Source organism: Clostridium sp. D33t1_170424_F3, from assembly GCF_015667585.1.
In the GTDB taxonomy this organism is placed as follows: domain Bacteria; phylum Bacillota; class Clostridia; order Oscillospirales; family Acutalibacteraceae; genus Anaeromassilibacillus.
Genome location: NZ_JADPEG010000001.1, coordinates 283,381 through 305,795 on the forward strand (window position 1 = coordinate 283,381; position 22,415 = coordinate 305,795).

Here is a 22,415-nt window from a genome sequence, read left to right on the forward strand (position 1 = left end):
CTCGGAACGGGATCGAACCGTCGACCTCTAGCGTGACAGGCTAGCGTTCTAACCAGCTGAACTACCGAGCCGTATTGGCAGGGGCAGAAGGACTTGAACCCTCGGCACGCGGTTTTGGAGACCGCTGCTCTACCAACTGAGCTATACCCCTATTTTTTCGCGGTACTCTCAAGCGCGAATATTATATTACCATCACTTGCGCGATCTGTCAATACATTTTTTGAATTTTTTTATATTTTCTTGCAGATTCATGCTGGAAGCGCTTTCTAGAAGCGCTTTTTAGAATGGGCAGACCTTCGTTGGATGATCGCCACAGGAATCAACATCACCCGCGAATGAACGATTCTTTGATTCTGAAACAGTTCAATAGCAGATGGTTTTTGTTTCGCACTTCCTGCGTTTAACCGCCTAAAGACATTCATAAAAAAGCCTCTGGAAAAGAACTGTGCCCTTTTCCAGAGGCTTTACCCGGTTCAAAATCAGATGGAAATTTTCAGAGCAATATCATAAAGCTCTTTATTAAACGGACGCGTCATTGCCAGCGCCTCCGTAATATCCAGGTCTGTAACCTTGCCATTGCGTACAACAACCACACGGTTGCTGCTGCCCTCGCTGAGCAGCTGCACCGCCTTATAACCCATCTCGCTTGCAACGACACGGTCGCGCAGGGTCGGAGAACCGCCGCGCTGTACATGGCCCAGGACGGTCGCTCTGGTCTCAATGCCTGTACTCGCTTCGATCTTCTTTGCAAGCTCCGTCACGCCGCCGACGCCTTCCGCCACCACAATAATAAAATGCTTTTTGCCTGTCTTCTGCGTAAACTGCATCCGGTCAATGATGTCCTTCTGGAAATCATAGGGAACTTCCGGAACCAGGATAACGGTCGCGCCGACTGCAATACCGACCTGCAGCGCCAAATCGCCGCAGCGTCTGCCCATTACCTCAACCACGCTGCAGCGGTCGTGGGACTCTGTCGTATCGCGCAGGCGGTCCACCATCTCCACGGCGGTGTTCATCGCGGTATCGAATCCAACGGTGTATTCACTGCTGGAAACGTCGTTATCGATTGTTCCGGGAATACAGTTACACGGAATACCAGCGCCGGTCAGGTCGCGCGCGCCGCGGAAGGAACCGTCGCCGCCGATGACGACCACACCCTCAATGCCCAGCTTGCGGCACATGTCAGCCGCTTTCTGAACGCCCTCCGGGGTATTGTATTCCTTGCTTCTGGCGGTATACAGCATTGTACCGCCGTGATGAATGATATCAGAAACGCTGCGAAGGTCCATTTCAAACACATCGCCGTTCAAAAGGCCATGATAGCCTCTGTGAATTCCTAAAACGCGCATTCCGGACGTCAAACCGGTTCTCGCAACCGCGCGTACAGCCGCATTCATTCCTGGGGCGTCACCGCCGCTTGTTAAAACAGCAATTGTTTTCATACTCATAACCGCATCCTCCTAGACAATAATTCCAAAATATTGATGAAAGCAGCGCAAAAAACGCTAAGACTGGATTCTTTCTCCAATTATCCCTATTATAGCGTAACTTGCAAGAATTAATCAAGATGATTTTATGGATAAATCGACCCGCTATATGGATTTTTTACTCATCATTCTACTAAGACAACATTCGCCTCCCCCAGAAGTTTTTTCAACTCCCGCGTCAGGACGGCGTTCACGCTGACGCGCATGGAGGCCGGCGCCAAAACCAGCTTCTTTGTCTCATTAAAATAAATATACAGCGGTGTGGGACCTTCAAAAACCGCCAGATATTTTTTTGCTTTGTCATAAAGAGGGCTTTCCTGATTTGGCACTTTAATATAGTACCCGGGCCGTTTGGACTTTTTCTGCGCCGCTGCGCCGCCCTCTTCCGACTGTCCCGGCGGCGGGAGCACCTGCTCGCAGACCAGTTTCGCGTCTTCATCCTCCCGGACGCTGAGCCGCCCCTTTATCTGCACAATCGTCCCTTCTGCGACCAATCCCGCATATTGGGTCAACGTGCTGGGAAATACCAAAATTTCAATGGAACCGAACATATCCTCCAATGTAACAAACGCCATCGTGCTGTTGCTTTTGGTTACCTTCATGCGCACCTTGGTCAATATTCCCAGCAGCGTCACTCTGTCGCCGTCCCTGTACCGGCCGCTGTCCTCCTGCGCGCCGTCCAGCAGCTCGCCTGTTTTGGCCGCATGAATCTTTTCGTATTCTCCAAGATACGCCGCCATCGGATGGCCGGAAAGGTACATACCGGCCGCTTCCTTTTCCATCGCCAGCTTGTCCGCAATGCTCAGGTCTTCCATCGGCCGGATACTGAACTCCTCTTCCGCCGTCTGAGGCAGCAGGCTGTCAAAGAAGCCGAGCTGTCCGTCCACATTGCGCCGTTTGTCCGCGTCCAAAGAATCCAGAACGGAGGATACGCTTTCCAGCATCTGCTTGCGGTTATAGCCCAAATTGTCCAAGGCACCGCATTTAACCAGACTTTCCAACGCACGTCGGTTCAGGTCCTTGCCGTACATCCGCTTACAGAAATTGTAAAAGGACGTATAGGGCCCGCCCTGTTCCCGCTCCTGCAACAGGCCGCTGATAAATCCTCTGCCCAGATTGCGCACCGCCAAGAGGCCGAAACGGATGTCCTCCCCCGATACGATAAAACCGTTGCCGCTCTGGTTTACATGCGGCGGCAGAACCTTGATCCCCAGCCGCATACATTCCGCGATATAGGCGGACAGCTTATTGGTGTTGTCCAACACACTGGTCAACAGCGCTGCAAGGTACTCGCGCGGATAGTAGTATTTTAACCAGGCGGTCTGATAGGCAACCGTCGCGTATGCCGCCGCGTGGGATTTATTAAACGCGTAGGATGCAAAGCTTTCCATTTCGTTAAAGATTGCGATCGCTGTGGATTCGTCGACACCGCGCCGGATACAGCCGTCCACCTCAATTGTGCCGTCGTCATTGGTCAAGCCGTAAATAAAAATCTGCCGTTCCTTTTCCATAATGGAGGCTTTTTTCTTGCTCATTGCGCGGCGCACGATGTCCGCGCGCCCCAGGGAGTACCCCGCCAAGCTGCGGAATATCTGCATAACCTGCTCCTGATAGACGATACAGCCGTAGGTCACGTCCAGTATGTCCTTCAGAAGCGGGTGGCGGAACCGCACCTTTTCCGGATGGTGGCGGCATTCCACATATTTGGGAATCGATTCCATCGGTCCGGGGCGGTACAGAGAAATAACCGCGATCAAATCCTCCAGGTGCTCCGGGCGCAGCTGCATAATGACGCTGCGCATGCCGGCCGATTCAAACTGGAACACGCCGTCCGTCGCGCCGGTGGAAAGCATATCATATACCTTGCGGTCGTCATAGGAAATCTTATTGATGTGGAAATCCGGGCTCTTTCTCTGAATCATCTCCTGTGCGTCATTGATCACAGACAGGTTGCGCAGGCCAAGAAAATCCATTTTGAGCAGTCCCAGTTCTTCCAGCGTGGTCATGGTATACTGCGTTACAATGGAATCGTTATTCTTCGCCAAAGGTACATACTCATAGACGGGCCGGTCCGTAATGACAACGCCCGCCGCGTGGGTGGACGCATTGCGGGGCATGCCCTCCAGCTGGCGCGCCATATCCAGAAGGTCATGCACCTGCTGGTCGGTATCATATTTCTGGCGCAGCTCCTGCGAGACCTTCAACGCCTTTTCCAACGTAACGTTCGTACCCGGTTCAATGGGCACCAGCTTGGCAATCGCATCCACCGCCGCATATGGGATCGCCATTGCGCGCCCCACGTCCCGGATGGAACCGCGCGCCGCCATGGTGCCAAAGGTAACGATCTGCGCCACATGGTCGCTTCCGTACTTGCGCACGACATATTCGATCATTTCCTGCCGGCGCTCGTCGCTGAAATCAATATCGAAGTCCGGCATGCTGATGCGTTCCGGATTCAAAAACCGCTCAAACAGAAGGTTATATTTTAACGGATCGATACCGGTGATGCCGATGCAATACGCCGCCAAACTTCCCGCGCCGGAGCCTCTGCCCGGGCCAACCGGGATTCCGACACTTTTCGCATAGCGGACAAAATCGTATACGATCAGATAATAGTTGACATACCCCATCTTTTCGATGGTGGAAAGCTCGTATTCCAGCCGGTCAACAATGGACTGTTCCGGATTTTCCCCATAGTAGCGGTGCAGACCTTCATAACATTTTTCGCGGAAATAGCTGACGTTGTCCTGCCCGTTCGGGGTTTCAAAGCGCGGCAGCTTGGTCTTGCCGAACTCAAATTCCACTTCGCACCGCTCCGCGATTTTCCAGGTGTTGTCCGCCGCCTCAGGATGATCCGGGAACAGCGCCCGCATCTCCTCCTCCGACTTGAAATAAAACTCATCGGAGGCAAATTCCATGCCGTCCTTGTCCTCCACGGTATGGTTCGTCTGGATGCACAGCAGGATGTGGTGCATCTTGCTGTCCTCTTTCCGGATATAATGGCAGTCGTTTGTCACGACCAGCGGGATACCCGTTTCCTGAGACAACTGGATGATGCGCGGATTAATCATCTTCTGCTCCCGGATGCCGTGGTCCTGCAATTCCAAATAAAAATTATCCGGACCAAAAATCGTTTGGTAGCGCAGAGACGCTTCTTTCGCCCGGTCGTAGTCGTTCGATGTCAGCGCGCGCGCAACCTCGCCCGCCAGACAGGCGGACAACGCGATTAATCCCTCATGATGTTTCTCCAGCAGCTCAAAGTCGACGCGCGGCTTGCTGTAAAAGCCTTCCGTCCAGCTTTGGGATACAATCTTCGCCAGGTTTTGATACCCCGTGTTGTTTTCGCAGAGGAGAACCAGGTGCCGGTGCTCGGAATCCAACTCTCTGGTTTTGTCAAACCGGGTCCGCTGCGCCACATAAACTTCACAGCCAATGATCGGTTTGATTCCCCGCGCCTTGGCGGCTTTATAAAAATCCACCGCGCCGTACATGACGCCGTGGTCCGTGATGGCAACCGCCTTGTCACCGCGTTCCGCCGCGGCGTCCAGCAGCCGGTTGATTCGGCACGCGCCGTCCAACAGGCTGTATTCCGTATGTAAATGCAGGTGTGCAAACATCGTATTCCTCCCTTCTTCCCTCAGGACCGGTCCGGAAGCTGTTCGGCAAAATCCACAACACGCTGCAGGCGGTGGTTCACGCCGGAACGGCTGAGGGGCGGCTCCAGAATCTGCCCCAGCTCCCGCAGGGACATGTCCGGATTTTGCCGGCGCAATTCCGCCAGTTCCTGCAATTCTTCCGGCAGTTCGCCCAGACCGGTCGTTTCCGCAATCCTTTGAATCGCCAACATCTGCTTTGTCGCGGCGGACACGGTCTTGTCCAGATTTGCCGTTTCAAAATTGGTCTTGCGGTTGATGCTGTTGCGGACCTCCTTCAGCATTTTGATCTGCATCAGCTCCATCGCCGCCGCCTGCGCTCCCAAAAAGGCCAGCAGGTCTGTGACGCGTTCCGAGCCCTTGATATATACCACAAAAGAACCTTTCCGATTCGTCAATCCGGGCTGTAAATCCAGCCCGCAGACCTCCAGCAGTGTGACAAGGTCCTTCGCCAGATTGTGATACGGCGCCACAAATTCCAGATGATAATCCTTGTTGGGGTCCGTCACGGACCCGCAGCACAAAAATGCGCCGCGCAGAAAGGCGCCGACGCAGCACTCGTTCGGCAGATTGCTCCGGCGGATGCGCAGGTTCAATTCATCAAAGGTGTGCCCAAACTGCTCCTGGATCATCTGCCGCTGGTTGTCCCCTTCTATCGTAATCGTAAAGGTGTTTTTATTTTCTTTTCTATGGGACAGCACGCTGCGCACATCCGCGATCACGCCGATACTCTGCGCGGCCAGCAGCGCCAGACGGCGCGCGGCAGCGGCGTTCTCCGTCACCATACAGACAGAGGATTTTGAAAAACTTCTTCCAAATAAAAGCAAACCGTAGCACTCCGCCTTTTGACAGCAGGAGTTCTGCGGCATAACCTTACACATTTCATTTTTGGCATCCGATGCAAAAGACATCGCCTCACCACCTGTCGCCGTTCGTTATTTTCGTATATCCCTGTGATTGACGCTGGTGCGCCTGCCGTCCTCCAGCAAATGGTCGTACAGAAGCTGGGCCAGAGCGACGGAACGGTGCTTTCCGCCCGTGCAGCCGATGGCCACGACCAGCTGGCTCTTCCCCTCGTTGCAGTACAGCGGAATCATATAGTCGATCAGGCTGATAAACCGCTTGACAAAGCCCTTGGTCTGTTCCCACTTCATGACATAAGAATACACGGGTTCATCCAGCCCGGTCAGATATTTCAGCTCTTCAATGTAAAACGGGTTGGGCAGGCAGCGCACATCGAAAACCAGATCCGCTTCCGTCGGGATGCCGTATTTGAAGCCAAAGGACACGCAGTGGATCATCAACGCATCGGAGGAATCCCCCAGGAACAGGTTGGAGATGCGTTCCTTGAGCTGCGCAGGCGAAAGGAAGGAGGTATCGATGATATAGTCCGCCTTTTCCCGCACGGAACGCAGAATCTCCCGCTCCAGCTTTACCGCCTGCTCCAGGGAACCCAGGTTGTTCTCCGCCAGCGGATGTTTTCTTCTTGTCTCCTTGAACCGGTTGATCAGCACAAAATCATTGGCATCCAGAAAAAGGATCTTATATGCTTTTTCTTCGTTCTTCAGTTCGTCCAGCGTTTCAAAGAGGCTGCTGAACATATCCCCGCCGCGGATGTCGGTCACGACCGCCACCCGTGTAAACGTGTTTTCCGCCTTTTCGCACAGATCATAGAAGGTGGAAATCAGCTTCGGCGGAATATTGTCCACACAGTAAAAGCCGATATCCTCCAGCGCGTCTACCGCCCTGGATTTTCCCGCTCCCGAAAGCCCTGTTACAATTAAAAATTCCATAGCATGCACTATCCTTTCTCGCAGCACTTCCTGCCGTATCCGTTAAGAGATCGCCCGAACCTCGCATTCCAATGTGACGCCTGTCTCCTTTAAGACAGTTTCCCGGATCACCTCGATCAGTTTCAGCACGTCGCGGCAGGTCGCGCCGCCCAGATTGACGATAAAACCGGCATGTTTTTCACTGACCGCCGCGCCGCCGACCCTTCGGCCTTTCAGCCCGCATTGTTCGATCAGCGTACCTGCAAAATGCCCCTCCGGGCGTTTGAAGACACTGCCGGCGCTGGGCTTATTCAGCGGCTGCTTGGACTTGCGCCGGTTGTAATAGTCCTCCATCCGCAGCGCGATTTGCTGCGCGTTGCCCTTTTGCAGCTCCAGTTCAATGGACGTGATGACGCAGCCGTTCTCCATATAGGCGCTGTGCCGGTAGCCGTATTGCAGCTCTTCTCCACGCAGGCAGCCCGCCGTCCCGTCCGGCGCAATATGATGAACACAGGTCACCACCTGCTTCATCTCCCCGCCGTACGCGCCCGCATTCATAAACGCAGCGCCTCCGGTGGAGCCGGGGATCCCCCATGCGAATTCCAGCCCGGTCAGGCTCCGGTCTTTGGCAAAATTGCAGAGTCCCATCAAAGAAAGCCCCGCGCCGCATTGTATCCCGGTCTCCCCTTTTCCTCCGGCCTTGCAGAAATCGCCGTCCAGGAAAACCACCGCGCCGCGGATGCCTTCATCGCTCACCAGAAGATTGGAGCCGTTGCCCAGCAGCATCGTGCGCACTTTTTGTTCCTGCGCTTCTTTTAAAAACGCGGACAGCATTTCTTCTGTGTAAACGGTTACAAACAGGTCGGCCGGGCCTCCGATTTTGAAGGTCGTGTGGCGGCACATCGGCTCCTGAAGGGAAACGGCGCATCCCAGCGCGCGGGCCTTGTTCGCAAGCTCTTTCATCAATTCCATCGGTATTCCTTTCTGAAATAAATGATATGGATTGTCCTGCCCGTTTGAGAAACAGGCAGGACGAACGTCAGATCAGTTTCAGCTCCAACAGGGGATCTTCAAATACATGTGTGTATGTCCGCAGATATTGATTGAACCGCTCCACGCTGGAATTGACCACCAACTCCTCCGGGAACGCAAGCTCCTGCAGCAGACGCAGCGCATTCTCAAAGCAGCCCACACGGGATGAAAAATGCGAGTCGGTGTTGACCACAATCGGCACGCCATGCTGTTTGCAGAGCTTCATAATCTGCACGCAGTTTTTCACAGAACTTCTGCGGTTGCTGAAGGTGGATTCGTTCAGCTCCACCAGCTTTCCCTGCCGGCCGAACTCCGGAATCACACGCTCGTAATCGTATTTGTACCGCTCCGTGCCGCTGTGCCCGATGACGTTGACATGCGGGTTTTGGGCGACGCCCAGCCATGCGTTCGTAACCGCCTCCATCGTCGGCGCTTCCTCCGGCATACAGGGTTCGTGCATGGAAGCCACGATCCAGTCCAGGCTCCCAACGTCCGCATCCAGCAGGTCCGTACCGCCTTCGTAGTCCACAACGTTGCATTCCTCTCCCCGGAGGACGAGAACGTCTTCCAGCTTATGCGGTATGACCACCAGGTTCTGGAAATACCAGCGCCCGGGCGCGCCCGGCATCATTCTGCCGTGATCCGTAATGGCAAGGGCGTACAGGCCCTTGCAGGCCGCCGCATGCACCATTTCTGTCAGAGTGGAGTAGGCGTGCGTGGAAGCCAGCGTGTGGCAGTGTGTATCTGCAATGATATTCATATTAACTCCTGTTCATTCACTAAATCTACGGGAATGTAAAACCGCATAGAACCTTTTTACAGGTCGAGATCCAGTTTTTTCTCGTCCTCCTGCAGCGAGGAAATGTCCATGCCGAGGCTGGCGAGCAGTTCCGTCGCGGCATTATAGCCCATCTTTTTCTGACGGTTGTTCATCGCGGCAACCTCAATGATGATCGCAAGATTTCGGCCGGGCTTGACAGGGATGGTGAGAACCGGCACCTTGATGCCGAGGATCTCCGTATATTCGCTGTCGATGCCCATACGGTCATAGACCTTCTTATTGTCCCAGATTTCCAGGTTGATGACCATATCTATTTTTTCCGTCACCTTGACGGCGCCCATACCAAAAATCCGGCGCGCATTGATAATACCGATGCCGCGCAGCTCGATAAAGTGACGGATATTCTTCGGCGCGGAGCCGACGAGGGATTTGGCGGATACCCGGCGAATTTCCACCGCGTCGTCCGCGATCAGCCGGTGCCCGCGCTTAATCAGCTCAATCGCGGTCTCGCTCTTGCCGACGCCGCTGTCTCCCACCAGCAGGATCCCTTCGCCGTATACCTCCACCAGGACGCCGTGGCGCGTGATGCGGGGCGCCAGCTCGACGTTCATAAACTGCACCAGCGCCGCCACCAGACTGGAAGTCGTCTCCTGCGTGCCGAGAAGCGGCACATCGTTATTCTTAGTCGCGTCCAGCAATTCCGGAGGGGGCTCCAGCCCGCGCGCGATGATGACTGCCGGGGGCTTCTTGGAAAACATTTCGTCCAGAACGTCCCTGCGCTGCTTCGCAGGGATGGAATTTAAAAAGGCGGTTTCCGCGTTGCCCAAAATGACGATTCGGTTGGTATCATAATAATCAAAGAAATGGTTGAGCTCCAGGCCCGGACGGTTCACATCCATGGAGGAAATCATAATTTTATCGGGATCCCCGCACATGTTGATCACGTCCAAAGAAAGCTCTTCCACCACTTTGGACAAAGACACACTGAAATTACTTGTTGGCATTGATACACCTGCTTTCTCTTTTTAACAAAATCCGCATCGGGAAAGGACTGTACTATTGTTATTATATATCAATATGGGGCAAGTTTAAAGAGATTTATTAAAATTATGCCACGGATTTTCTGTTGAAGAAGGGAGGTTCTATGGTATAATAACCTCACGCCGTTAGCAGAAGCAGAGCTTCTGACGGCTGAGAGAACATTGTACCGTTGTGATGGAGGCTGCGCCTCTTTATGGTATAATAAAATAACCGTCCATGATTTACAGACGGAAATGAATTTGTTTTCCCTGCTGTCCGGTCAAAAAACGTTGGCCGTTTCAGCGCGATTGATACAGGACAGGTGAAAGAATGAAAATTGCCATCTTTTTGGAATCCTATCTGACCCCAACCGACGCGTCCGCCGCACATGTTTCCATCCTGCGTGCGGGTTTGGCCAAGCGCGGTCATGAGGTCTTAATCGTAACCTCCGACCTGGAGACGGACGAGTGCTATGAACAGGACAATATTGTCTACTGCCCCGCCAAACCGAGTTCCAATGTCTGCGGGCAAAGCGCGCGGATGGGAAAAACGTCCGCTCTTTTCCCTTACATCGACGAATTTGCGCCGGATCTTATCCACATCCATACCATCACGGAAATCGGCGCCGCCGGCTTGAAATACGCACAGAAAAACAGTTTGCCCGTTGTTTGTACGCTGCACAATCTGCACGATGTGCTTTACGGATACGAGACCAATAAGGCTCTGGACCTGCTCAACAAAAAGCAATGCCAGCTCCTGTTTAAAAAGATTGTTTCCGCATCGGACCTGATTACAACTGCCTCCCAAAAAAACAAGGAAATTGTAAAAGCTTTTGCGGACAACACAGTGCAAATGATCCCCTATTGCGTCGATACCGAGCTGTTTCAGCCCATCCTGGCCGGCAGCCAGACGGCAAAAGAGGACATGCGCGCCCGCCTGCATCTCACCGGCGGCAAGGCCGGCTTTGTATATACCGGGCAGCTTTCTGAGGCAAACCGCCTTTCTGATCTGCTGGAGCTCTGGAGCCGGTCTTTTTCGGTCAAAGACAATTTGCAGCTTGTCCTTATCGGGAGCGGAAAAGACGCTTCCCTTTTGATGGAGCGGGCAAAGGTCCTTGGAATAACCGACCGCGTTACCTTTGCCGGCGGATTGACGCGCGACGATCTGAACCTCTGTTATTCTGTCTGTAAGGCTTTTGTCAGCGCTTCCACATCGCCCACCATGGAATCCTTTCCGCTGGAAGCAATCGCCAGCGGACTGCCCGTCCTGCTGAAAGCAGACTGCGCCAACGCAGACCTGGTCATCAGCGGCGTCAACGGATTTACATATCATACGGATCAGGAGTTTGCAGAGCTTGTTAAAAAGCTTGCACAGCTCGACGCCGACGGAGAAATCCTGATGCGCAAGCTGATTCGCAAAACAGCCGCCAGCCTGACAGATACGAATCAGGCCATTGCGCTGGAAGAGTGCTATCAGTCCGCTATCGCTTTTTCTCTGCAAAAACCGAAACAAAACGGTTGACCCTGTTGTTTGAATAAATCCCATTTTTTGGTCCATACTGGAAGCATAATACTTGATGGACAAGGAGATGTTTCCTATGGCACGCAATCGCAGAGGAATGGACTTCGACACAGAGATCATGAAAGTGGAGATGCAGATCACACGATGGAAAAAGACCATCGTCGAGCTGGAAGAGAAAAAGCGGGAGCTGCTCAACGCAAAGCGCGAGGCGGAAATTTGCATCCTGTACGACGCGGTGCAGCGATCCGGAAAATCCGTAGACGAAGTGCTCTCCATGCTTTCTCCCGTTTCTGATATGGAAAACGCAGGATAAAATGCAAAAAGTTACCTCCCATGTTTTCTCTTTTTCCGCAGAAAATAAGACCGTATGCACATACAACAGACAAGCTGCATACAATCTTAGCTGTGGAGGTGCTTGCATGGATAACCGATACGGCGGTTACAACAGGGGAATGAATGGGGACATTGCGGCAGCAAACTATTTTGACAAGCTCCCTTTGGAAATGAAGGAAGAAATCAACCGGCGTGCTGCCGACATTCACTCATTTCAGGACCTGCGCGAAATTGCAGAATACCACGAACCGGACGAAGAGTCCTAAACGCGAACCGGTCCGGATACCATATTGGTATCCGGACCGGTTCTATTTTTAAATATGGATTAATTCATATGCTTTACTGCCAAGTCCCATTTCTTCGGCATAGTCCACCGTAATGCGCCAGTTGGTTGTGGGATGAGTTGTATCAAAGTGGTCGCCGTCCGGGCAACCGTCAATCATGCTGCCGCGCGTGACCGGCTGCTGATTGCAGAGATCCGCACAGGCCATATCCAGCGCTACCGGATCGTAGGATGCCAGCATACCGACGTCCGGAATAATTGGAAGATCGTTTTCCGCATGGCAGTCGCAGTAAGGCGAAACGTCACAGATCAGGCTGATATGGAAGCTGGGCTTTTCGCGCAGAATCGCTGCGGAATATTCCACAATTTTCATATTCAAAATATCATTTGCCTCATCGTCGGGCGATTTCACAGCGTCCACCGGGCAGGCGCCGATGCAGCGGCCGCAGCCTACACAACGATTATGGTCAATACTGGCTTTACGGTCTGTGATAGTGATAGCGGAGTGCGCACAGTTCTTCTGGCAGGAACCGCAGCCCACACATAAATCCTGTTCCACAAACGGCTTGCCGCTGCTGTGCATCTCCATTTTTCCCGCGCGGGAACCACAGCCCATGCCGATGTTTTTAAATGTGCCGCCGAAGCCCGTGCATTCATGGCCTTTAAAGTGCGTCAGCGTGATCAGATTGTCCGCGTCCATTACCGCGCGGCCGATCTTGGCTTCCTTGACATATTTTCCGTCCGCCACCGGAACCAACGCCTCATCCGTCCCTTTCAGACCGTCCGCAATGATCACATGGCAGCCTGTTGTAAACGGGTTATAACCGTTCTCATAAGCAGAATCCAAATGATCCAGCGCGTTTTTGCGCCGCCCGACATAAAGCGTATTGCAGTCTGTTAAGAACGGCTTGCCTCCGTTCTCCTTGACAATGTCGACGATAACCTTCGCGTAGTTGGGCCGCAGATAAGCCAGATTACCCGGTTCGCCAAAATGGATTTTAATGGCGGTAAATTTATTCTGAAAATCCATCTGCCCGATTCCAGCTTTCTTTACCAGCTTCTCCAGCTTCTGCAGCAGGTTCTGGTTCATGCTGGCCCGGAAATCCGTAAAATATACCTTGGACTTCTCCATATGTTTTTCCTCCTGATTGATTCATTTTCTTCCTCTTTGTATTATAACAAATCGAATTTTGTATGACAATCCGATTTAGACATTTTTCCGGTTTCCTCCCGGCTGCATTCTTCGCCCCATCGCGGTGATCACACCCATCTGTGTATGGGCTGTCGCGCGGAAAACGTCGCCCTGTACGTTTCCTTTGACGTTCAGATGAATTTTTCCAAACGACGTTCGCACCTCACTGGAAAAAACGCACTCTTCTCCCTGTACCGATCCACCGGAAAACTCGTGCCGCCCTCCCATCGCTTCCAAAACGCCGCTGAGCCTTTCCCCGTTCGTCACCAGTGTAATCATACCGCGCACCGGGCCAATTGGCGTCTGCATGGTGATACTGTATTTACCGTCAACCATTATTTGTTCCCCTTTCCCAAATACACAATGCCGTACCGAAAACATCCGGTACGGCAATCTAATATACGGTCTTCTCTTTCAAAATATGCAGCATCCTGCCCCTAAGTGCGCAATAAACAGCATCCAAGCCTGCTTTTTTACTCTTTATCGGAACGGAGCGCCTCACATTTTCTCTGCCAGTACCGCCCCATGGAATAATAGGGGGTTTCTGTCACCTCATTGGAAAGAAACGCGGGTGGTACAAACGCTTTTGCCTCTTCCATCGACGCAAATTCCACCTCTGCAAACAGAAATTCCGTTGGCGTACCGAAATCCACCAAGCTGCACTCCAACCGGTAACCGTCGAGTGCGTAGACCTTGTAGTCCTTCCGGATCATCGGCGCTTCCAAAAGCTCCTGTAATTCATCAAACACGGCTTGAGAGAGATCCAGTTCGATTTCCTTTCTGCAAAGAGTTCCTTTCCCTTTAAAACACAGCACATAATCCGTTCCATTTGCCGACTCTTTTTTCCGTATACGGACTACCGGCTGCGTACTGAGGTATCCCTGCCAAACAACGGCTTCCTCCAACAGCGGCAATTCCGGAAAATCAGAGATCAGGAACTTTCTTTCAATTTCCTGCATTGTAATCCTCCTTAATTTATCTGCATTCATTCTACTTCTAAAGAGGCGCAGTCTCCGTCACAACGAAACAATGTTCTCCCAGGCGTCAAAATCTCTGATTTTGGTTACGCCGTGAGGTTATTATTCCATTAAGAGGCGCAGCCTCCGTCACAACGGAACAATGTTCTCTCAGGCGTCAAAATCTCTGATTTTGGTTACGCCGTGAGGTTATTATAGCATACTTCCCCAAGTAAACACAGATATATTACGCCGGACAGGAGATCACATTCTCCTTTGGCAGGAAGTCAAGGTGCCGGTCCACCTCCATCCAACGGTACACCCGGAAAATCTCCGCAAGCGCACACAGCTTATCCGCACTGCTGACAATAAAGCTCTCTTTATAGCGAGGCAAATACGGCGTCAACGGCCACATATGCTTGACGATAATATCTTTTTCCGTGTCGTTCAGAGATGTCAATCGCATGGCGTTGCAAAGCGCTGTAACAGGGTGCATGGTCATATGGTTCCCCGTATGGCTTTCCCTTTTTCGCCAGTCGTAAAGGTACAGGTCGTGCAGAAGACCGCCCCGTGCCGCCGAAACATAATCCAGCCCCATCTTCTTACAAATGATAAAGCTTATATATGCAACAAAAATACTGTGCTGAAAACAGTTTGCGTCCTTAACATGCTGGTCTATTTGCTCCATTTTACTCACCTGCGGCATATTTAAAAGGTCCTGTATACAAGATTGAAATTCGGACAGGTTTATTTGATTCCACATTATCATTACTCCTTATCGTTTATCTTCATACAAGCAGTATATCATATGAAAACAAAAATCATCCGAATTTAAAAGTCTTTTAAACGAAATGTAAGAAATGTGTAAGATTCTTTACGACTGGAAAAACTTTAAAAAACGCTGTTTTTTGCCAAACTTCAGTGCTATAATAATTTCCTGTTTTTACAACTCGTCTGTGTACAAGCCGTCCAGCTGCCAAACGCTTGCGTTCTAAAATTGTTTACAAATTCGCATATTTCCAGCTGTACCGGGCAAACTTTCAGCAAAAGTCCATCTACGTCAAAAACGCTTTTAAACCTGTTCATAACTTGTCCATACCCCTATGATAAGATTTGAGAAATTTTTGTAAGGAGAGATTTTGAATGTTTAAAAAAATGACCGCTGTACTTTTAGTCACAGCCCTGTCCTGTTTGTCTTTGATCGCCTGCAGTCCCAAAGAGGACGCCGGTTCTTCTTCCCTGCCGGAGTCGTCTACCAATATATCGTCATCGTCCAGTGAGGTTTCTTCCGGTACATCATCCGAAAGTACAGATTCCTCCGCTGCTGCTTCCGGCGGGGAAAGCTCCGGCGCCGCCGCATCTTCAGAGGCCGCTCCTTCCAGCACGCCTCCCTCCGGTGCAAACGCATCCGGCACTACGGGTAAAAAATACACGGAAACAGATGAAAACTTCACTTTTAAAGATGGCGTATACAAGAGAATTTACGGCAACCGCGCCATGTTCATTGTAACGAAAGACGGCAGTTCTATGGAAACAAAGGAGCTGAACAAGCTTGCGGAAGAAACCGCGGGAACCTACTATAAAGACAAGTATTACTGCACCGTGGTCTTCGTAAAACCCGATAAAGACGATGGCACCTTCGACATCACCAACAAAAAGTCAGATGAGCGCATTGCCACTGTCATTTCACTCCACAAGCCCGATTCTTCTAAAATGACTATTAATCTGAAAGAACGTCCCCTCCAGGAATACATTGACAAACAGATCGCAAAGGCAAAAGTAAATAAAAAAGCATAAACAAAACCGGCCGCATGGATGAATGTTCCATGCGGCCATTTTGTATCCGAAAAACGTTCCTCCGCATAAACTGTATTTGGAGTATTCCAAATCTTCGATCGGAGGTTTTAAAAGGTGAAAATTTATTCAAATGAGAGCTTTAACCAAAATTGTTGTCCGCAACCCTCCTGCTGCTGTCCTGTTCCCTGTCCCATCCCCGGACCTACAGGTCCTACTGGACCGACTGGACCTGCCGGTGGCCCCACAGGACCAACCGGGTCAACAGGAGCAACCGGTGCGACAGGCGCAACGGGCGCTACAGGACCGCAGGGATTTCCCGGCGTACCAGGACCTGCCGGACCTACCGGTGTAACAGGACCTACGGGTGCTACCGGTACGACGGGACCACAGGGATTTCCCGGCATACCAGGACCCACCGGACCAACCGGTGTAACAGGACCTACAGGTGCTACCGGCGACCGCGGTTCAACCGGACCAACCGGACCACAGGGCATTCAAGGTATCCAAGGTCCGGAAGGACCTGCCGGACTTATCGGGCCAACCGGCGCAACGGGTGCAACAGGCGTGTCCGGTCCCACTGGTGCAACGGGGCCGGAAGGACCGCGCGGACCTAGCGGTGCGACTGGTCCACAGGGCATTCAAGGTATTCAAGGACCTGAAGGGCCGGCGGGTGCAACAGGAGCCGATGGTGTTTCTGTAACCGGAGCGACTGGTGCAACTGGCCCAACTGGAGCCACGGGCGCTACGGGCATAACCGGCCCTACCGGGGCCACCGGCGCAGATGGCGCCAGCATTACTGGAGCCACAGGTCCAACAGGCGCCACAGGTGCGACCGGAGTTGGTGTAACTGGACCTACGGGTGCGACCGGAGTAACCGGCCCCACTGGAGCGACCGGCGCAGATGGTGTCAGTATTACCGGTGCCACAGGGCCAACCGGACCGACTGGCGCTACAGGCATAACCGGTGCGACCGGGGTTGGTGTAACTGGACCTACGGGTGCGACCGGAGTAACCGGCCCCACTGGAGCGACCGGCGCAGATGGTGTCAGTATTACCGGTGCCACAGGGCCAACCGGACCCACGGGCGCCACTGGCGCGACCGGCACCAGCATCACTGGCGCTACAGGACCGACTGGCGCCACGGGAGCCACAGGACCGACTGGCGCTACAGGTGCGACCGGCGCTACAGGGCCAGCTGCAACCGCCAACAGCATGAGCGCTCTGAATACCAATGGAACAACCATTGCTGTTGTCTTGGGAGGAACACCTGTTCCGCTGCCAAACGACCAGGTACTGGACAGCTTTACAGTGAATGCCGCAAATGATCTCTTTACAGTCCCAGCTACCGGCACGTATTTGATCACGTATGATATCAAAACGACAGCCAGCCTGTTACTTTCTTCTCGCGTCCTGTTAAATGGAACGCCTCTCGCGGGAACCATTTTTGCTCCCGCTGTCTCCGTGAGTAATTTGTCCGCGACCCGCATTGCGCCTCTCACTGCAGGAGATACGCTGCAACTGCAGCTGTTTGGATTGCTGGGAGCCGCTGTTTTACAGGGTGGCAACGGAGCCAACCTGACCGTAATCCGTCTCGCATAACGATTTCAATTAATACCTGCAAGAAGGCTGGATTTCAAGATATGAAATCCAGCCTCCTTATTTTATTGGCGATATTGCAACGCACCTTGCGCAGTTTTTACTAAATAACGCATTGCCTCTACCGGGTAATCGCCAACGGCAGTTTCTCCCGTCAACATGAGAGAGGATGCACCGTCCAGCACCGCATTAAAAATATCAGATACTTCAGCCCTGGTTGGCGTTGCACTTTTTTGCATGGAATGAAGCAGCTGCGTTACTACCATAAAAGGAATTCCGGCATCCTTACAGGTTCTGGCAATCTGTTTTTGTACACTGGGCAGCTCCCATAGCGGCATGCTGTTCCCCAAATCTCCCCGGGCGATGACAATATGGTCCGCATAAGGCAGTAAATCCGGCAGAGCTTCTACTCCCTTGCGATTTTCAATCTTTGCAAAAACCTGTATATGTCCGCTGTCTGCCCGCTGCAGCGTTTCCCTAAGCGTCATCAAATCCTGCGCGTTGCGCACGAATGGAAGCATAACGCCTGTTACACCGTATTCTTTTGCATGCGACAGCTGGTATAGATCCTGATCGGTCAAAGTCGGTTGGCACAACTCCACTCCTGGAATCGCAATACTCTTTCTGGAATGCAGGACACCGCCGCGCTCTACTGTGCAGATAATTGTATCCGCCACGCAGGATGTTACACGCAGCAAAAGCGCTCCATCATCCAGCAGTATTTCCTGTCCAGGAACCACTGAAGAAACAACAGACTGTGGAACCGGAATTCCTGTTCGGCCCAAAAGAACAGACGCACCATTCACCAAAAGAACAGGCTCAGGTAATGTGCCGATACGCAATTCCGGTCCCTGCAGATCGATCAGCAACTGTGGCGCAATTCCAGCTCTTTCCGCTGCTTTTTGCAATTCCCTCAGCCACGGCTGAGATTGCTCCAGACCGGTATGGGAAAGATTGAGCCGGACACCTGTCATCCCCTGCCGAAACAACGCATATAGAGTTTCTTCCGTTTGGCAGGAAGGGCCCAATGTACCATAATATGTAAAGTTTGTTGTTAATCGTTTCAAGCTTTTCGTTCCTCTCCACCCATTTGTTTCATTGTAATCAGAAACCAGGCGGAATGCAAGAACATTCCAGATATTCACAATATGGTTTCTGTTTTTTAACGCCAACGTTGCATTTCATTCAAACTGTATACACATTCAAATTCTATACTAATGACATCGAAAAAAACTGTTACAGTCTGAAAGGTGGTCGGAATACCGGCTTGTCAGACTCGACAGACTACATAAAATCCCTTTGCCCGTTTCCTGCACCGGAGACAAGCAGGGGTTTACATATAAAAATTCGTTTCATGCCCTCCTTTCTTTTTAGCGCAGCGATTTCGCTGCGCTTTTTCTATGTCATATAAAAAAACGGCCGCATGGAAGCGGCCGTTTTTCAGGTATTCTGATCATTGATCCTGCGCCGTATCAATAAGCGTGACAAAGCTTTTCCATCAAACGGCAACAGTGGATAAAGATATCCCCTGCCTGTTATAGTCTTACTACACAAGAGAATCAGCAGGATAATCGCAAGCCCCGCCAAATACCCCCACAGCTGAAACAACGCAGTGAGAATCAGAATCAGAACCCGGAATAACTTAAACGCATAACCCAGCTCAAAGCTTGGCTGCGTAAAATTGGAAATAGCCACAAACGCCATAAAGAGCACTACCTCTGGTACAAACCATTTGGCCTGCACCGCAAAATCCCCCAGAACAAGCGCGCCTACCACACTGAAGGAATTGCTTAGGACGCTCGGCGTATTTAAAGAAGCCAGCTTTAAACCGTCTATGATAAATTCGATCAACAGCAGCTGTACAATCACCGGCACACTGTTCGGCTCTTCTATTTGAATAAATTCCAACCAGGTTGGAATCCACTGCGGATTGCTGACCAGCAAAAACCAGGTCGGCGTTAGAATGAGGGTCAGCAAAAACACCACCATTCGTACAATACGCAGGTAGGTACCGATCAACGGGGGAAAATAGTAATCGTTTGTATCCTGTACAAAATCAATAATGGAGGTAGGCAACACCATCGCAGAAGGCGAGTTGTCCACCAGAATGACAATACTCCCTTCAATCACGCTGGCCGCCGCCGCGTCGGGGCGCTCCGAATAGCGCACTTTGGGAAACGGGTTGTACCATTTCGGCTTAACCAGGCATTCGGCCAGACTTTCCTGGCTCATTGTCAAGGTGTTGATGGTAACGTTCTGCAGCTTTTCCTTGACGTTTTTCAGGATTTTGGGATCCACTGCATCCGCCATGTAGCAGATCACCACATCGGTTTTCGACTTTCTTCCAATCTGCATGATATCCATCGTCAGACTGGGATCGCGGATCCTGCGACGGATCAGCGAGGTGTTATGCACCAGGGTTTCCACAAAGCCGTCGCGGGAACCGCGCAGCACCCGATCGTCGTCCGGTTCGCTCACGCTCCTGGTCGGATAGGTCCTGGCGTCGATCATCATAGCCTGGTCGTACCCTTCCAGCAACAAGCAGATCGTTCCGGATAAAACGCCAGTTACCACCTTTTCCGGGTCCGTTTCACAGTCCGTCTCCACGTAGGGAATAAACGCGTCGGCAAATTGCTCCGTCGATGCAACGTCCTCCAGATCTTTTGGCGACAGCGACATCAGGTATTCCATGATTTTTTCCATGATATCGTCTTTGACAAAGCCGTCGATAAAATACAGCACCGCGCTGCGTCCTGCAACCTTCATGTTGCGTCCAATTAAATCAAAGCTCGCATCCAACCGGAGCAGCTTTTCCATTTGTTTTTTATTCTGCTGAAAATCCCTGCACAAGGAAACCTTTTCCATTCCAACGCCTCCTGCTGTTTCTACCGTTATTATGGCAAATCCGCAGGAATTTATGTGGAAACAGGAACACTCGTTTTTCATTCGCATTCTTCACAAAATTGTTTCCTAAATCGTTATTAAATTAACTTTTATTGACATTTTCCTCCCACCACCGTATACTTAAAATACAAAATAAAAATAAAGGGGTGCTTATTATGACGACTAACCCACTGTTGTTGCTGGATAACAACTCCATGATTTCTGTGATGAACCGCGGAACCTTTAAATGCACTGACCTCACTTTTGACGAGGCCAAAGCCATCATTGATATGCACCCGGAAGAAGATATCTTAAAATGTTTTACTAATCTGGATATTGAGGACATTATTTTTGGATATCTGGAAATTCAAAAACGCAATTTCCAGCATAAGCGTTTTCGGGATATGCATGTTGGTCAGGATGGCTTGGTCTTCAAGCTCTACACAACGCCTTCAGAGACACAACCCGTTATTCAAACAGACAAGGGCAATGAAGCCAAAAAGATTCAGAATATATATGTATATTGCCAGTTGGTCTCCCGTGTGGAATAACATAAGGCATTTACCCTGCATCCTGTTATTGGATGCAGGGTTTTTTATAGTATTTTTCAGAAAAATAAAAAACCGTCCTGTTTGCACAGAACGGTTTTTTGAGGAAGAATTTATGAAAAAGAAACTTGTAACCAATTGTTTTCCCTTGCGATGATTCTAGTATACAAAGCAAATGTGAACGTTTGTTGATGAAAATCAAAACTTTTTGCGAATCCTACTCCTCCTGCATTTGAATCCGCATGTGCTCAGCAATCTCTATTAGATCTGATTTCGTCAGTTCCTTATCAATTGCAACGATGTAGAACTGATACAGACTGTCCGTCCAAAGCAGCATTTGAAGATCATTTTTCTCTGCGTATATCGCTCTTTCACCCCATACCTGAACGACTTCTCTACGCGCCCCTTCTGTGTCTACTTTGAGACGTCCTCCACCGAACTGCTTAATCTGTATTTCACCAGAGCTGTCCTCTCTTTTGTATATGAGAATCGATAGCTTATGCGTTTCATTTATCGTATAGGAATCCTGTATGTATCCCTCAGGCATCACTTCCGGAAGATATCCTAAAAAGGGCTGATCCCTTGCCGATTCCGTCCGGTCTATTGCAATTTCGGTATGTGTGTTAAACATTCCTGTAAATATCCAAATCAACCATTCGCGTGCGGCTTGTACCGACATGACGGCTGTAAACGCTGTGACCAGAAGTGCCAGGAAAAACATGGCGGCGCGTTTTGAACAGCGGATCAGTTTTCTGGTAAAGGGAGAACGCTCCTCTTCCCGAATTATTCTAATGATTTTACGATCAAAACGTCTGCTTACCGGATACCGTTCTGCCAACTCTTCCTGTGACGGAAGCTCGTCCAGTTCGGACAGCATGACTTGATGCAAAGCAGCATGTAAAAGTTCGTCGGATAGCTCCATATAAAACCTCCTATTCCTTCAACGTGTTGCTTAATTTCTTTCTGCCTCTTTGCAGAATTTTCTTTATATTCGGCAAATTCAAACCGGTAATCTCTGTAATTTGTGTGAGGGAAAGTTCATTTAAATATCGAAGCATAAATACGTCGCGATAATTTTGTGGAAGAGAATTGATTGCATGCAGCAATCTTTCGTAGCTTTCCTGACTCTCAATTTTCACATAGGGCTTTAAACGGCTGGGCGTGGGCGTGTCGGCCGATATATCTTCAAAATATACATCCACCTCTTCTTTATCTTTTCGCAGCAAATCGATGCAGGTGGACCGTACCACCAGAATGATAAAGTTTTTTGTTTGAGCGCACTCGATCTCTCCGATTTTGGAAAAGTTTTTAATGATCCGGACAAACGCCTCCTGTACAGCATCTTCCCGTTCTGTCTGCGTATGAAAATAATCGTTGGACACATGAAACATCAAATGCTTATAGGTCTGATATACCGCTTCAAACTTCCTTTGATCATCTTCGTCGTCAATCAGGGCCAACAAGGTTGCGAGCAACTTTTCCACATCCCCTACTGTTTTTAGCCAATAAACATATTATACAATTTTCTGCAAATATTTCAATTCCTACGCCCTATCTTTTT

General features: G+C 50.8%; 21 protein-coding genes and 2 tRNA genes. 6 read left to right on the forward strand and 17 right to left on the reverse strand.

Going from position 1 to position 22,415, the window contains the following annotated elements; genetic code table 11:
• The 9 genes from I4V53_RS01395 to hprK form a co-directional block, all read right to left on the reverse strand.
• Positions 1-71 (reverse strand) — tRNA-Asp (locus I4V53_RS01395).
• Positions 72-75: 4 nt separating this feature from the next.
• Positions 76-151 (reverse strand) — tRNA-Trp (locus tag I4V53_RS01400).
• 328 nt (positions 152-479) lie between these two features.
• Positions 480-1,448, reverse strand: a complete 969-nt coding sequence (gene pfkA, locus I4V53_RS01405; protein ID WP_195983618.1) for a 6-phosphofructokinase — start codon at positions 1,446-1,448, stop codon at positions 480-482.
• A gap of 164 nt (positions 1,449-1,612) precedes the next feature.
• On the reverse strand, positions 1,613-5,104 hold the full coding sequence (locus I4V53_RS01410; protein WP_195983619.1) for a DNA polymerase III subunit alpha: 3,492 nt from the start codon (positions 5,102-5,104) through the stop codon (positions 1,613-1,615).
• A gap of 20 nt (positions 5,105-5,124) precedes the next feature.
• Complete coding sequence (whiA, locus tag I4V53_RS01415) at positions 5,125-6,051, reverse strand: DNA-binding protein WhiA (RefSeq protein WP_195983620.1); 927 nt, start codon at positions 6,049-6,051, stop codon at positions 5,125-5,127.
• 24 nt (positions 6,052-6,075) lie between these two features.
• Positions 6,076-6,933, reverse strand: coding sequence for an RNase adapter RapZ (gene rapZ / locus I4V53_RS01420; protein WP_050697846.1), 858 nt, complete (start codon positions 6,931-6,933; stop codon positions 6,076-6,078).
• Positions 6,934-6,975: 42 nt separating this feature from the next.
• A complete protein-coding gene (gene murB / locus I4V53_RS01425) occupies positions 6,976-7,884 on the reverse strand; it encodes a UDP-N-acetylmuramate dehydrogenase (RefSeq protein ID WP_195983621.1) in 909 nt (302 codons plus the stop codon).
• 67 nt (positions 7,885-7,951) lie between these two features.
• Positions 7,952-8,704 (reverse strand): phosphatase, encoded by a 753-nt coding sequence (locus tag I4V53_RS01430; protein WP_195983622.1) that lies wholly within the window; start codon positions 8,702-8,704, stop codon positions 7,952-7,954.
• Positions 8,705-8,760: 56 nt separating this feature from the next.
• Positions 8,761-9,729, reverse strand: a complete 969-nt coding sequence (gene hprK, locus I4V53_RS01435; protein ID WP_195983623.1) for an HPr(Ser) kinase/phosphatase — start codon at positions 9,727-9,729, stop codon at positions 8,761-8,763.
• Positions 9,730-10,075: 346 nt separating this feature from the next.
• Here hprK and I4V53_RS01440 point away from each other — a divergent pair, with 346 nt between their 5' ends.
• The 3 genes from I4V53_RS01440 to I4V53_RS01450 all read left to right on the forward strand — a co-directional run bounded on the left by I4V53_RS01440 (position 10,076) and on the right by I4V53_RS01450 (position 11,865).
• Complete coding sequence (locus I4V53_RS01440; protein ID WP_195983624.1) at positions 10,076-11,266, forward strand: glycosyltransferase; 1,191 nt, start codon at positions 10,076-10,078, stop codon at positions 11,264-11,266.
• Positions 11,267-11,342: 76 nt separating this feature from the next.
• The gene (locus tag I4V53_RS01445; protein ID WP_195983625.1) at positions 11,343-11,579 is read left to right on the forward strand and encodes a hypothetical protein; all 237 of its coding nucleotides are present in this window, start codon (positions 11,343-11,345) and stop codon (positions 11,577-11,579) included.
• Between the two features lie 106 nt (positions 11,580-11,685).
• Positions 11,686-11,865 carry a hypothetical protein gene (locus tag I4V53_RS01450; protein ID WP_195983626.1) on the forward strand — a complete coding sequence of 60 codons (180 nt, stop codon included), beginning with the start codon at positions 11,686-11,688 and terminating at the stop codon, positions 11,863-11,865.
• Between the two features lie 48 nt (positions 11,866-11,913).
• Here I4V53_RS01450 and I4V53_RS01455 read toward each other — a convergent pair whose 3' ends face one another.
• The 4 genes from I4V53_RS01455 to I4V53_RS01470 form a co-directional block, all read right to left on the reverse strand.
• The gene (locus I4V53_RS01455) at positions 11,914-13,014 is read right to left on the reverse strand and encodes a DUF362 domain-containing protein (protein ID WP_195983627.1); all 1,101 of its coding nucleotides are present in this window, start codon (positions 13,012-13,014) and stop codon (positions 11,914-11,916) included.
• A 75-nt stretch (positions 13,015-13,089) separates the two neighbouring features.
• Positions 13,090-13,410, reverse strand: a complete 321-nt coding sequence (locus I4V53_RS01460) for a hypothetical protein (protein ID WP_195983628.1) — start codon at positions 13,408-13,410, stop codon at positions 13,090-13,092.
• Between the two features lie 137 nt (positions 13,411-13,547).
• Positions 13,548-14,033: a CYTH domain-containing protein gene (locus tag I4V53_RS01465; RefSeq protein ID WP_195983629.1), complete on the reverse strand. Its 486-nt coding sequence runs from the start codon at positions 14,031-14,033 to the stop codon at positions 13,548-13,550.
• A 244-nt stretch (positions 14,034-14,277) separates the two neighbouring features.
• Complete coding sequence (locus I4V53_RS01470) at positions 14,278-14,793, reverse strand: HD domain-containing protein (protein ID WP_195983630.1); 516 nt, start codon at positions 14,791-14,793, stop codon at positions 14,278-14,280.
• A gap of 380 nt (positions 14,794-15,173) precedes the next feature.
• On the opposite strand from I4V53_RS01470, the gene I4V53_RS01475 reads away from it, so the two are divergent.
• Complete coding sequence (locus tag I4V53_RS01475) at positions 15,174-15,827, forward strand: hypothetical protein (RefSeq protein ID WP_195983631.1); 654 nt, start codon at positions 15,174-15,176, stop codon at positions 15,825-15,827.
• A gap of 114 nt (positions 15,828-15,941) precedes the next feature.
• Positions 15,942-17,426, forward strand: coding sequence for a BclA C-terminal domain-containing protein (locus I4V53_RS14255; RefSeq protein ID WP_195983632.1), 1,485 nt, complete (start codon positions 15,942-15,944; stop codon positions 17,424-17,426).
• Positions 17,427-17,488: 62 nt separating this feature from the next.
• Here the strand turns inward: I4V53_RS14255 and pyk are convergent, their stop codons facing one another.
• Together pyk and I4V53_RS01490 are read right to left on the reverse strand one after the other, a co-directional pair.
• Positions 17,489-18,595, reverse strand: a complete 1,107-nt coding sequence (gene pyk / locus I4V53_RS01485) for a pyruvate kinase (RefSeq protein ID WP_353616454.1) — start codon at positions 18,593-18,595, stop codon at positions 17,489-17,491.
• 268 nt (positions 18,596-18,863) lie between these two features.
• A complete protein-coding gene (locus tag I4V53_RS01490) occupies positions 18,864-20,288 on the reverse strand; it encodes a spore germination protein (protein ID WP_195983633.1) in 1,425 nt (474 codons plus the stop codon).
• Between the two features lie 194 nt (positions 20,289-20,482).
• Between I4V53_RS01490 and I4V53_RS01495 the strand changes: the two genes are divergently transcribed.
• Positions 20,483-20,857, forward strand: coding sequence for a hypothetical protein (locus I4V53_RS01495; protein WP_050697832.1), 375 nt, complete (start codon positions 20,483-20,485; stop codon positions 20,855-20,857).
• A 214-nt stretch (positions 20,858-21,071) separates the two neighbouring features.
• Here the strand turns inward: I4V53_RS01495 and I4V53_RS01500 are convergent, their stop codons facing one another.
• On the reverse strand, positions 21,072-21,776 hold the full coding sequence (locus I4V53_RS01500; protein ID WP_195983634.1) for a DUF4367 domain-containing protein: 705 nt from the start codon (positions 21,774-21,776) through the stop codon (positions 21,072-21,074).
• Between the two features lie 10 nt (positions 21,777-21,786).
• Entirely contained in the window at positions 21,787-22,338 is a 552-nt protein-coding gene (locus tag I4V53_RS01505; protein WP_195983635.1) for an RNA polymerase sigma factor, read from the reverse strand.
• Between the last annotated feature and the right edge of the window lie 77 nt (positions 22,339-22,415).